The sequence below is a fragment of the Ktedonobacter robiniae genome (assembly GCF_016587375.1).
Classification (GTDB): Bacteria; Chloroflexota; Ktedonobacteria; order Ktedonobacterales; family Ktedonobacteraceae; genus Ktedonobacter; species Ktedonobacter robiniae.
Genome location: NZ_BNJG01000001.1, coordinates 1,700,888 through 1,713,136, shown reverse-complemented (window position 1 = coordinate 1,713,136; position 12,249 = coordinate 1,700,888). Strand labels below are relative to the sequence as shown.

The window sequence follows — 12,249 nt, the reverse complement described above, 5'->3', positions numbered from 1 at the left end:
AGGAAGAGATGCGTACTTGCTGCTCCTTGCGAACAAACGACGCTGTTCCTTATTGCTGGCACTTTCTCCCTCTGCTGTATAAAGATGGGTCTGGTACCAGCCCACAAGTCATAGTTATGTCTCATGTTAGCCAAGATTAGCTCGTTTTGTGTTATGGTAGGAACAGATGGAAGTGTTGATGCGTTGACAGAAGTAGGATGTTTGTGGGGTGGATGGCCTATATTGTAGGTGGCAGCGTCCAACAACCCGGTATACAAAACGTATAGTAAGCAGAGTACATATTACCAGGGATGGTTTTCATCAGACTGCTCTCTGATGTCCCCTTTGTAAAAAAGATATGTGTAGCGAAATATAACGCCCATGTCGAGTGTTCTAAGGGGTGAATGGTAGTAGTCTGGTAAAACGATAGAAGGCAATGATTCACATAGAGAAACACGTATCACCTCAAGAGAACTTGACCTCACCAGTAGCAGATCTGCGCCAGCAGATACGCTCCTACATGTCTACCGATGAGGTAGATATGGTGGAGAAAGCGCTCCAACTGGTGCTAGAGGTTTGTAGCGATGTAGTGGCTGGCGAGCGCCTGGTGCCTCCGCTAGAATATGCGTTGGGCGTGGCCTCCATTCTTGCTAACATGCATATGGATGCCGCTGGCGTAGCCGCTGGCCTGGTCTTTGAGGCTATTGATGCAGATCTTGTGACTCTGGAAGAGGTTGAGGACAGGGTGGGCAGCACAACGGCCCGCGTGGTTGGCAGCATGGAGCGCTTCAACATCCTCGAGCGTAAGAAACAGAGCGTGACGGCAGTGAGCGCAGCTCTTAGCGCGCAGAACCTCCAGACCTCAGCCGCAAAAAAAAGTCATGACGAGCGCGAAGAAGGTAGCAGCAGTGCCTCAGGTGATGGGAAGAAGCCGCGCGTCCGCGAAGCCATGCGCCGCCAGCAGGCTGAAACGGTCCGTAAAATGTTTGTTGCCATGGCGGAAGATCCCCGCGTCGTCTCGCTAAAGCTAGCATACAGGCTCTTTGTGATGCGCCATATGTGCCACCCAGAGTATCAAGGGGATCGGCAGGAGATGCTGGCGACAGCCGAGGAGACGCGCGAGATTTATGCGCCGCTGGCAGGTCGCCTGGGGATGTCGCGCGTGGAGGGCGAGCTAGAAGACCTGGCCTTCCAGATTCTGGAGCCTGATAAGTTTCAGTGGGTGAAGGGAATCGTTGAGTCCGAACGTAAGCAGTGGCGCTCCTATGTAGAGAGCGTCTGCGAGATGCTGCGTCAGGAAATGGCGTCCATTGGCGTCAACGCGGTGGTCTCAGGGCGGGTGAAGCGCTACTACAGTTTCTATCGCAAACTTGAGCGTAGCACAGGCGAGGCCGGGGGCGACTTTGAAATGTTAAAGGCAGCCGCCGATGTCACGCAGATTCATGACCTGATCGCCTTTCGTATCCTGGTCGACACCGACAATGAGTGTTATATCGCTCTGGGCCATGTACACAGCCTGTGGAAGCCCAAAGAGGGGCGTATTAAAGACTTTATCGCCAATCCCAAGCCCAACGGCTATCGCGCCCTGCATACCACCGTCTTCTGCCTGGATGATCAACTGGTGGAGATCCAGATCCGTACCCATGCCATGCATGAGATGGCCGAGTATGGTGTTGCCATGCACTGGCACTATAAAGACATTGGCGATAATGCCTCCTCAACTGCTAAGGAGCTCTTGACCTGGATTCACCAGCTGGCGGAGTGGCAGCACGAGATCAAAGCCGCCAACGCCACCGATTCCGAATTTGTCGAGGCGGTCAAAGATGACCTGTTCGAGGAACAGATTTTTATATTCACGCCCAGGGGTGAGGTCAAGGATCTGCCGGTTGGCTCGACCCCGCTGGACTTTGCCTACCGAATTCACACCAAAATTGGCGATAGCTGCGCGGGTGCAAGGGTTATCTCTCACGTTGAAGGACATGACGGAGATCGCCTGGTCACACGCATGGTTCCGCTTGATTATGAACTCAAAAGTGGCGAGATCGTCGATATCGTGACCAACCGGTCCGCGCACCCCACACGCGACTGGCTGAACATCGCACGAACAGCGGCTGCACGCAACAAGATTCGCCGCTACCTCAAGATTCACGAACGCGACATCAACATTCAGATTGGCAGTGAACGCCTGGACCGGGTTCTCAAGTCCATTGCTGGCCTGAGAGGCATGGAGGCCATTACTGAAGAAGTGGAGAACTGGCTCTGTCAAGAGCTCCATATGGACACGTTTGAGGATATCCTCTCGGCGATTGGTGCTGACGATATGCGGCCACATGGGGTTGCGGTCAAGGCGCATGAGTACTTCCAGCAACGCGAGGGGAAAGAGAGCCGGGACGAGCGTGGTGAAACAGGCGAACTGGCGCTGCCGGCCACCAGTCGTCAGCCAGCGGTGAACCTACAAGTCGCGGGCGTGGATGGCCTGCTGACGCGACTTGCTAACTGCTGTTGCCCTCTGCCTGGGGACGAGATCGTTGGATTTATCAGTCGGGGCAAGGGCGTCATTGTGCATCGCTCGGATTGCCCAAACGCTATGCGTTTGCATGAGCGGAGCGGTGAGCGCTTTATTACGGTGACCTGGCAGGGGATGAGCCAGCCGCGCTATCACGTTCCCATTATCATTTTTGCGCGCGACCGTGCCGGACTTATTCGGGATATAGCGACGATTATCTCCGAGTATGGTCTGAACTTGCTCTCAATTGGCACAAACGCCAACAATCGTGAGCGTATCGTGATTACAGCAACCCTGGAGATTAATGACCTGGAAATCATGCCACGTCTCTTTAAGCGTCTGGAAAAGGTCAAGGATATTCTCCAGGTAGAGCGTGATATGGGGCGTAGAAGAGTCACGGACGCCCAGGCCTAGGCATGATAACTAACCTTATGTCTAAGAATGGGGGAACGGGGTCAAGGGGCAGAGCCCTTGCGGGTTTTGGGGTGTCCCCAAATTCTTTTTCCCCCTTGCTGCCTACGGCGGCAGAAGCAATGTGTTGATGAGCTAAGAGAAGAGAAAAAGCAGGTCCCTGGTGTTAGTTACCTCTGGATTGAACAATGAAGCTTGGTTTTGGTAGAAGGAATGTATGGAGGGTACACCAGGAACCTGTATGTATTATATGCAAAAGACCCGAATCTGTATATTGTTAGATATAGCTATCTTTTGGCCTTGTGCGCGAACTCAGTAAATTAGAGACATTGTTAGATATGGCTATCTTTTGCCCTTTGGTGTGAACTCAGCAATTAGAGGCAGAAAATGCATGTGTTCTCGACAAGAGCGGTAAAAATGCGTATGGATGTGTAGAAAACATAGGAAGTCCCCACAGGAGGAGAGGTCAGGTAAGACTCACACTCCCCTCTTGTGGGGATTTTCTTGCATCTGTATCACTTTGCTCAAGCGGCGGTACTAACCGCGTAAGCGCTCCAGGACAGGTGGCTGGCGAAGTTTAGCAAGTGCTCCCGCCTCAATCTGGCGTACGCGCTCGCGGGTAATACCCAACTCGCGGCCGACCTGCTCAAGAGGATGTGCCTGCCCATTGCCCAGGCCAAAGCGGAGCTGAAGTACCAGCTGTTCGCGGGGGTTAGCACGGATTCGAGCACGCGCTGCACCTCGTCCTTCAGGGTCTGGGTGGTGGCTAAATCCTCGGGAGAGGCTGATTCTGTATCTGGAAGGACATCACCTAGTTCCTGGTCGTCATCTTCGCCTACGGGAAGCTCAAGAGAGACTGGTGCACCGGGAGCAGCTTGCAGCTCAATCATGCGTACCGGATCCAGCCCAGTAGCCTCGGCCAGCTCTTGCTCACTTGGCTCACGACCCAGTTCCTGAAGCAGGCGCTGGCGTTCGCGGCGAATGCGGTTAAGCGCGGTATTGACATAAACCGGGAGACGAATCGTGCGCCCTTTATCGGCAACGGCGCGGCTGATGGCCTGGCGAATCCACCATGTCGCATGGGTAGAGAAGCGGTGCCCACGGCGCCAATCATAGCGCTGTACTGCACGAATCAGACCAATGTTGCCTTCCTGAATCAGGTCTAGCAGGGTGAGGCCACGACCAACATAGCGTTTAGCGATACTCACCACGAGGCGCAGGTTGGCCAGGATAAACTGCTTCATGGCATCGCGGTCGCCGCTCTCGATACGCTGAGCCAGCTCAATCTCACGCTCGTGCGTAATCATAGGAACGCGGCCAATTTCACGCAGATATGTCATGACAGCATCGGACTCGCCTGCGTCTGCTCCATTGGCCGCATTCTCTTCCTGATCCTCAGAGCGCCGACGGCGTGGAGTTGCACCACGGCGTACAGCGGGCTGAGAAGCTGCTGGTGCCATAGGAGGAAGCGTGAGAAGCGAATCGTCGACGTCCTCATGATGGTCTTCTTCGTCACTTTCAGTGTCGTGAAGATCCTCTGTGAGGGTCGGTTCATCTTCTAATTCGAGAGAAGCGGCGTCGGAGAGGTCGTGATCCAGATCAAGCTGATCATCATCTAACTCTGTCTCGTCGTGTGCATCCTCTCTGCCAACTTCCACTGTTGTATATGGGAGATTCTTTGCAAGCAACTGCTCGACCATCGTGCCGTACGGCTGCTTATCCGAATCAGGTTTCTTACGAGTTGTATTACCAAGCGTATTTCCCGTCATGGCACGCTTTACGTCTATCATTGTGCGCCCTCCATGAAAAAATGGTATATCCTAAGCAGCAAGATATATTTCATCGGTCTGGTCCTACACTCAGGAAAGCGAGCCTTCATCGGACCAAGGAGTCCGTGCGCCGAGTGGGAGGAATTCAATGATGTGTACCCTATCTACTAGATAGCAACAAAGCCAGGTCGGAAATTATTCCTAATCCAATTATAACCTATGGCCCCCTTTCATTCTAGTCCTTCTGACTCATTTTTTCGCCAAAGGCTGGCAAAAATGTACAAACTCGTATAAAATTTGTCTTTTTTATGTATACGTTTGACACATACAGAAGGTGCCAATCCGCCGCCATCTGGCCCACCTGCTTCTAGCGTGAGAAGGGCTTGCGGTTGTTCGCGACGGACAAGGGAGAAAGCTGGCAGGAGATCATAGCGACGTAGTAATTTAAAGGCGATATAGATGCCCAGCGTGACGCAGAGAAGCACGGTAACGAGCAGGGAGAAGGCGCTGAGTAGATCCGCCACGTGTTGCCAGTTAGAGCCGAAGAAAAAGCCCAGAGGGATGGCTATCAGCGCACTGATGATATTGCCGAGCAGGTCGGGCCAGAAGAAGCGTGCGTAGGGATAAAGCTCTAGCCCGGCAAGCAGGTTGACCGAGCCACCCAGTCCAGAGAGTAGGAAGCGGGTAATAAAGATTGCCCACCCACCGTGGCGCTGGAAATAGCGATGCGAACGCTCAAAGGTCTGTTGTGGAAGAATGCGATTGTGTGGATGGCGTTTGATCCAGCCTGAGAGGTAGACTCCACCTCGCCGACCCAGCCAGTAGCTCACAGCATCACCACAGGTAGCGGCGCTGATAACAATGAAGATGAGAGCGAAAACGTTGAAGCGTCCCAGGGCCGCGAAGGCGCCAGCCGACGTGACGACTAAGCCAACGGGGAGTGGAAGACCTGCCGCTGCCAGAAAGATAAAAAACCACAGAGCGAGATACCCGAACTGTTGCAGCAAGAGTAGAAGCGGGGGAAGGAGCGTTTGCAAAGTGAGTATCCCTTCTGCTTTGAAACTGGATGAGCCAGCTCATAATGTATCCAACTCTGGGCTGTGCTTGCCGCTATGGCACATGCGAGTCAGCGTATAGACGATGATGTAATATATAACGGAGAGATTGCTAACATCGAGACACCGCAGGCGCCCGGGGCAATCTCTTCCATAGACATCAATGTGCGTTTGTGTATATCTAACAATACGCCACTTTCAACATGTGTCTCACATCTCTACCTCTTGCCAATTGTAAAGCATTGCCCGTAAATAGAAAAGATGTTATTTGTCCTGGCTCGCCAACCCACTTTCGAGTAAGATGTGTCTGGTGGTGGGCTGGCAGAGCCAGCCCACCACCAGACACATCTTTTCCCTGAGCGCCGCAGGCGCGAATACTCTCTTGACGAGCAAAGAGCTATTCTCTAGAATATTGCCTATGAATATAACCACTAATCAATTGATGGCAGTCGCTATCAAGCGTGTAGATACTACGTTGCCCCTGCCTGGATATGCCACGGCGGGGTCAGTCGGATTTGACCTGGTTTGTCGCGAGACGGTGACCATTGGTCCGCGTGAACTGGGACGCGTGCCAGGAAATGTTATCGTGCAGACCCCTCCCGGGTATATGCTGATGCTCACGATGCGTAGCAGCACCGCCAAGCGTAAGGGATTGCTCATGCCCAACGGTGTGGGCATTATCGATCAGGATTACTCTGGCGAGGGCGATGAACTGCTGATCTCGGTCTATAATTTTCGGGATGAGGCAGTCACAGTAGAGCGTGGCGAACGGATTGCCCAGGGCATCTTTGTACCAGTGGCCCAGGTTGCCTGGAACGAAGTCGCTGAGATGGGAGAGACGCGCGGCGGCTTCGGGAGTACCGGGCATTAGGCTGTATGCCTGGTAATTATGACTCAACTATGCTACGATATCCACATATGTTGACAGGCGCTCTCTAGTTTGAGTTTGGATCGAGGCACAGTAAGCTATGCCACTGCAAAACTATTACGCCATTCTGGGCCTTCCGCGTGATGCCACACCGGAACAGATTAAAAAAGTCTATCGCAGATTGGTGCGACAGCATCATCCCGATATCAATAAGGGCATCTCCGATGCACGTATCAAGGTGCTCAATGAAGCGTATAGTATTTTGAGTGATCCCCAGCAGCGTGCACTCTATGACATCCAATTGCTGGAAGAGATACGGAACCTGCGCATACTGGAAGCTGTGCATGAGCATTATATGAAGCGCACGCAAAAGATGACCTGGTCGCAGGGCGTCGTAGGCTTTATGCGCGAGCTGAAGAAAGAGATGCGTCGCTCGTAGTATAGGCCGATATACACAAAGAGGACCGGATGGTCGAGGATTTGCCCTCGACCATCCGGTCCTCTTTGTGTATATCGGATTAGCGCCCGTTCATGAGGGCTTCGATTTCCTCAATGCTCTTGGGCGCGCTCCCCGTGGTGACCTCGCAGCCCTCCTGGGTGACGACGACATTATCCTCAATGCGTACGCCAATGCCGCGGTAGCGTGGGTCAACGTTTTCCGCGTCTTCGGCGATGTAAATGCCTGGCTCAATCGTAAAGACCATGCCGGGAGCCAGCTTGGCGCCGCGCCCCTTCTCGGTCACACGATAGGGACCGCGATCATGCACATCCAGGCCCAGCCAGTGGCAGGTTCCATGCATGTAGAACTGGCGGTAGGTTTTCTCCTCAATATTCTGCTGTACATCTCCCTTGAGGATGCCAAGCGCGACCAGCCCGGAGGTCAGGATCTCTATCGCCGTATTATGAATGTCGGCCAGGTCCGCTCCCGGTTTGGTAGCGGCGATACAGGCCTCCTCGGCCTCCAGCACGATCTCATAAATGGCGCGCTGCTCAGGCGTGAAGCGTCCATTGATGGGATAGGTACGCGTAATATCGGCACTGTAATACTGGTATTCAGCTGCCGAATCGATCAGGAGCAGCTCCCCATCCTGCATGTGACGGTTGTTCTGGTCGTAATGCAGAATGGTCGCGTTAGGACCAGAGCCAACGATAGGGGAGTACCCATGACGGGCCGCGCCCTGCTTGAGATAGCCATGGTCGAGGACGGCCTGGATCTCATACTCATACATACCGGGTTTGAGGGTCTTGAGGACATCGCGATAGGCGGCGCCGCTGATCTGGGCGGCTTTGCGCATAACTTCTAGTTCCTCGGCGTCTTTGACGACACGCATCTCATTGAGAATGGAACCTGGATCGACGACCTGGCGTGGACCACCACTCATCGCCCGACGGAAGCGATTGATAAACGCGATCATCTGCTCATCGAAGGCATGCTCTGTGCCGCTGTTGTAGTAGAGCGTCTGGCAGCCCTTCAGATACTCAGGCAATTTCTCGGCGAGCTGATCGAGGGTGTAGGCCGCATCTGCGCCATAGGTTGCCTGTGCGCCTTCTACTCCTGCGCGCTTCCCCGTCCAGACCTCCATCTGTGGATCGCGCGGGCGGACAAAGAGAATGAAATGGTGCTCGGGATGCTCTGGCGCGAGCACACAGATCGTTTCAGGCTCGGTAAAGCCCGTGAGGTAGTAGAAATCACTATCCTGGCGGTAGCTGATCTCGATATTGTGTCCGCCGCTGCGGAGAAATTCGGGCGCGCTATGAAAGATAGCGACTCCACCCTGCATTTTGTCCATAAATGCCTGGCGCCTGCTAGCGTATGACATGAGAGAACCTCCATCCTGGTGAAATAAGCGCAACCCTCAAAGGGGTTGTATCTACGATAAGTATATATGTATCGAGGCGAATAGTCATTAGGAGACGCCCCAGGCCTTGCCATTGGGGCCAGCAGTGAGGACCTGAGGCCCCTTTTTTGTGAGCGCGATCGTATGTTCGAAGTGGGCGCTAGGTGAGCCGTCATTGGTGACCAGCGTCCAGTGATCGGGAAGCTGGCGAAAGGTATTGCTGACATAGGAGACCATAGGTTCAATCGCGATGACCAGGCCGGGCTGGAGCACGAAGTCGTGCTTGATCTGGAACTGGCGCGTATAGTAGTTTGGTACCTGAGGTGGTTCCCACATCTCCTGGCCGATGCCATGGCCGACCAGGCCCTCGATGACGGTGAAGCCTGCGTGCTCTACATACTCCTGCATCTTGCGCGCTACCTGGCTCCAGGTACGGCACTTCGTCAACTGCTCAATTGCCAGGTGCAGGGCGCCCTCGGTAACTTCTAGTAGACGCTGGGCACGTGGATCGACCGCGCCTATGGCATAAGTCGTTGCGGCATCTCCGCACCAGCCATTGAGCTTGGCACCAATATCGACGCTGACGACATCTCCCTCTTGCAGGCGGCGCGCACCTGGAATGCCATGCACAATCTGTTCATTGACAGAGATGCAGCTAGAGGCGGGAAAGGGAACCTTGCCCGGCACGCCCTTAAAGAGGGCAGTGGCCTGGTGCTCAAGGATACATTGCTCGATAGCGGCATCAATTTCAGCGGTAGAAATACCAGGCTTCATCAGTGGCGCGGCGACTTGATGCGCCTGCCAGACCACCAGACCTGCCTGGCGCATAGCGGCGATCTCTTTATCGCTCTTCAGAGAATATTGCATCAAATGCTCCCTACAATCATTACAACAATATCTGGTGTCTCTCGACAAGGGATCGCTCTTTTCGAATGGTGAGTATGGAGAAACTGGCTTGTTTCTGGCCCAACGTGGCTTGGATCGCGTCGCAAGGGCGCATAGCTCGTATCATAAACCAACACTAGCGAAGTTGCAAATTTTCTCCTCAACTCGTAAGTTTGCTCTTGGGTAAGGTATGCCTGATGGTGGGCTGGCTCCGCCAGCCCACCATCAGGCATACCTTACCTCTGAAGCGCCGCAGGCGCACAAAAAGAGCGTTTGAGAGAAGCCGTAATTGGTAGTAATTGGTATATTCTATGAGGAGGGCAGGAGGCGCTCAAGGGCGCGTGCATAGGCTTGAAATGTGCGCTCATCGAAGAGCACAAAGACCACCTGGCGCAGAGTGGTAGCTTCCTGAGTGAGATGCTCGATAACGGTTTGCAGAGCGATGGGAGCAGCCTCGTTCAGGGGGTAGCCGTAGGCGCCAGTACTGAGGGAGGGGAAGGCGATACTTTGCACACGATACTTCTCAGCGAGGTCAAGGCAGGTGTCATAGGCGCTGGCGAGCAGCTGCGCGGCGTCGGCATGGTGTCCATAGATGGGACCAACAGCATGAAAAATATATTGTGCTTTGAGCTGGCCTGCACTCGTAACGACTGCGCTTCCCGTTGGGCAGCGCTCGAACTTGTGGCACTCCTGCATGACACTGGGACCAGCTGCGCGATGAATGGCACCATCTACTCCCCCGCCACCAGCCAGCGCGGAATTGGCGGCGTTGACTATCACGTCAGCCGAGATATCAACAATATTGCCCCGTATCAGCGTAAGGGTCACGTTCTGAATGGCCTGAGTAATCATCGTCTGCTTCCACTTGGTAGCACTGAACCGTTTATAGCTCTGGTTGAGTTACCTATCACTTCTCAATCAATAGTATGACTGCGTCTACAAAACTGGAGCATGCAGAAAGGCGTCCGACCTGCGATCATAGTATAGAGTAATCTCTATAAAAACTTTGATCTTTAGAGGATCGAGACGCCTGATGACTTGCATAGTGCTTTTGGGATTGCGAAAGTAGGCGTTTCGTAGCTTCTGACAAGTATTTGAATGAGGGGAGAGCACGGCTGTTAGCTACTCGGAAGCCCTCAATCCTTGATCAGGAGCTACGAAATTGGCAGTGAGAGTACATCAAGACCGATTGACTATTTCTTTTCGACAGCCTCAGAGAGTTCTTTACCGGGGGAGAAGCGTACACGCTCTTTGGCAGGAACAACAATTTCCTTACCATCGCGTGGGTTGACGCCCTTGCGCTCGGCACTGGTACGTACCTTGAAAGAGCCGAAGCCAACCAGGCGTACTTCGTCACCATTCTGAAGCGCCTCGCGGATAGCATCGAGTGTTGCCTCGAGTACTTCAGAAGCCTGTTTCTGAGAAAGTTTAGCTTGCTTGGCGATCCGCCGCGAAAGCTCTTGACGACCGATTGTTTGCGCTGTAGCAGTTTTTTCTTTGGCCATAGGTACTAAATCCTCCTTGCAACTATCAACACGTGCCGCTTGCCAATTGAGTTTCAAACAATCTTTATATTCTGGCGCAATCGCGCGCACAAGATTGTGAAGCTTCTGAAGCGGCATCACAACCTCACTGCCGATAGGCAGTATAACATGCGAAATTAAGAAATACAAGCGTGTCACTATGGATAAAGAATTAAACATATATAGTAAAAGGGCTTCGCAGGCCGTATGAGGCCAATGCGAAGTCCCAAAAACTGGCTTGAAAAGCCGATTGCCTGCACTTCATTTTAGAGACGATTTTTTACAGTATGCTATACCACTGAGTATCGAATAGTCCCGTCGTTTGCCAGTTGTTGTATGACTTGATTTTTGTACCGCAGATACTCCAGGTGGGCGAGAACCTCAGCCACCGCCATACGCCGGGCCTCATCACTTTTTAAGCGATCCTGAAACAATTGAGCCGTAAGCGCGGCCGCGTGCTGCGGGCGCGTAGCAAGCAGGGCGAGAATGGTTTGCAGGCGCATATCATGATGCTCAACAATTTCTGCAATGCGTTGTGCAAGGTTTGTGAAAGGTTCGCCGTGTCCTGGTAGGACCAGGCTGGCAGGCAGAGATGTTACTTTTTGTAGCGAGGCCAGAAAATCTCCCAGGGGATTGGGACGATCGCGCGTGGAATAGAGGCCGATATTGGGTGTAATGCGAGGAAGTACATGATCGGCGGAGAGGAAAATACCATCACGTTCACGCCAGAGGCAGATCTGGCCATCCGAATGGCCAGGCACCCAGATCACGCGATAGCTCTCTCCAGCCAGGGTCAGAGAGGTGCCATCTTCAACGAGCGTAAAGGCTTCGTGAGGGGGAACATCAATAATACGTTGTCTATCTGGTGTCTCCATCTGATTATACCAGAGGTCTGTCTCTGGCAAGCCATGCTGGGCAAAGAAGCTTGAGACGCGCTCAAAGCGCTTCCTCATGGTATTGGTCCAGATAATTTGCACGGCGGCTTCATCGATGGAATGCATATAAACAGGCACGCCAGTACGAGCTTGAAGCTCGCCCGAGAGACCTACATGATCGGGATGGTGGTGCGTAAGGACAATAGCCTGGAGTTGATCGAGATGCAGTCTCGCCTCTGTGAGTGCCGCATGAAAGGCTGAGCGTGCGTCCGGGGTTCCCAGAGCCGTATCGACCAGAACCCAGCCATCGGGACCAACCAGGGCATAGACATTCACTGTGCGCAGTGGAAAAGGGATGGGGAGAACAAACTTCCAGATGCCGGGCGCCACCTGGCTAACAGGCGCGGGCTGGTTGGTCTGGCGTGAATGCTCTGGCGATTGCTGTTGCATACGTTTTCTAAACCTCAAGAGCGAAAAGCTGATTACAGTGTGTGAAAGTACAGATAGTCATCCTTGATTGTAGGCCGCGTGTTGTGTATG

The 12,249-nt window shown here is 53.4% G+C and carries 10 protein-coding genes; 3 read left to right on the top strand and 7 right to left on the bottom strand.

The genetic code is table 11. The features are described 5' to 3' along the window. Positions 1-454: 454 nt before the first annotated feature. Positions 455-2,899 carry a RelA/SpoT family protein gene (locus JMJ04_RS07150; protein ID WP_201369836.1) on the top strand — a complete coding sequence of 815 codons (2,445 nt, stop codon included), beginning with the start codon at positions 455-457 and terminating at the stop codon, positions 2,897-2,899. 521 nt (positions 2,900-3,420) lie between these two features. Here the strand turns inward: JMJ04_RS07150 and JMJ04_RS49445 are convergent. After that, complete coding sequence (locus JMJ04_RS49445) at positions 3,421-4,686, bottom strand: sigma-70 family RNA polymerase sigma factor (RefSeq protein WP_201369835.1); 1,266 nt, start codon at positions 4,684-4,686, stop codon at positions 3,421-3,423. 209 nt (positions 4,687-4,895) lie between these two features. Beyond that, entirely contained in the window at positions 4,896-5,702 is an 807-nt protein-coding gene (locus JMJ04_RS07140) for a DedA family protein (protein ID WP_201369834.1), read from the bottom strand. Between the two features lie 436 nt (positions 5,703-6,138). Here JMJ04_RS07140 and dut point away from each other — a divergent pair, with 436 nt between their 5' ends. Both dut and JMJ04_RS07130 read left to right on the top strand, forming a co-directional pair. Continuing rightward, positions 6,139-6,591 (top strand): dUTP diphosphatase, encoded by a 453-nt coding sequence (gene dut / locus JMJ04_RS07135; protein WP_236037937.1) that lies wholly within the window; start codon positions 6,139-6,141, stop codon positions 6,589-6,591. A gap of 97 nt (positions 6,592-6,688) precedes the next feature. Next, positions 6,689-7,027 (top strand): J domain-containing protein, encoded by a 339-nt coding sequence (locus JMJ04_RS07130; RefSeq protein ID WP_201369833.1) that lies wholly within the window; start codon positions 6,689-6,691, stop codon positions 7,025-7,027. A 79-nt stretch (positions 7,028-7,106) separates the two neighbouring features. On the opposite strand, the gene JMJ04_RS07125 is transcribed toward JMJ04_RS07130, so the two are convergent. The 5 genes from JMJ04_RS07125 to JMJ04_RS07105 form a co-directional block, all read right to left on the bottom strand. After that, entirely contained in the window at positions 7,107-8,408 is a 1,302-nt protein-coding gene (locus JMJ04_RS07125; RefSeq protein WP_201369832.1) for an aminopeptidase P N-terminal domain-containing protein, read from the bottom strand. Between the two features lie 87 nt (positions 8,409-8,495). Further along, on the bottom strand, positions 8,496-9,293 hold the full coding sequence (map, locus tag JMJ04_RS07120; RefSeq protein ID WP_201369831.1) for a type I methionyl aminopeptidase: 798 nt from the start codon (positions 9,291-9,293) through the stop codon (positions 8,496-8,498). A 327-nt stretch (positions 9,294-9,620) separates the two neighbouring features. Then, positions 9,621-10,163 carry an O-acetyl-ADP-ribose deacetylase gene (locus JMJ04_RS07115; RefSeq protein ID WP_201369830.1) on the bottom strand — a complete coding sequence of 181 codons (543 nt, stop codon included), beginning with the start codon at positions 10,161-10,163 and terminating at the stop codon, positions 9,621-9,623. Positions 10,164-10,504: 341 nt separating this feature from the next. After that, the gene (locus JMJ04_RS48515; RefSeq protein WP_338001060.1) at positions 10,505-11,014 is read right to left on the bottom strand and encodes an HU family DNA-binding protein; all 510 of its coding nucleotides are present in this window, start codon (positions 11,012-11,014) and stop codon (positions 10,505-10,507) included. A gap of 110 nt (positions 11,015-11,124) precedes the next feature. Next, positions 11,125-12,159 carry an MBL fold metallo-hydrolase gene (locus tag JMJ04_RS07105; protein WP_201369829.1) on the bottom strand — a complete coding sequence of 345 codons (1,035 nt, stop codon included), beginning with the start codon at positions 12,157-12,159 and terminating at the stop codon, positions 11,125-11,127. Positions 12,160-12,249: the final 90 nt, after the last annotated feature.

Excerpts from the sequence above, each read along its gene's own strand:
- JMJ04_RS07115 (WP_201369830.1), bottom strand. The coding sequence starts at position 10,163 with ATGATTACTCAGGCCATTCAGAACGTGACCCTTACGCTGATACGGGGC.
- JMJ04_RS49445 (WP_201369835.1), bottom strand. The coding sequence starts at position 4,686 with ATGATAGACGTAAAGCGTGCCATGACGGGAAATACGCTTGGTAATACA.
- JMJ04_RS07125 (WP_201369832.1), bottom strand. The coding sequence starts at position 8,408 with ATGTCATACGCTAGCAGGCGCCAGGCATTTATGGACAAAATGCAGGGT.
- JMJ04_RS07130 (WP_201369833.1), top strand. The coding sequence starts at position 6,689 with ATGCCACTGCAAAACTATTACGCCATTCTGGGCCTTCCGCGTGATGCC.
- map (WP_201369831.1), bottom strand. The coding sequence starts at position 9,293 with ATGCAATATTCTCTGAAGAGCGATAAAGAGATCGCCGCTATGCGCCAG.
- JMJ04_RS07105 (WP_201369829.1), bottom strand. The coding sequence starts at position 12,159 with ATGCAACAGCAATCGCCAGAGCATTCACGCCAGACCAACCAGCCCGCG.
- dut (WP_236037937.1), top strand. The coding sequence starts at position 6,139 with ATGAATATAACCACTAATCAATTGATGGCAGTCGCTATCAAGCGTGTA.
- JMJ04_RS48515 (WP_338001060.1), bottom strand. The coding sequence starts at position 11,014 with ATGTTTAATTCTTTATCCATAGTGACACGCTTGTATTTCTTAATTTCG.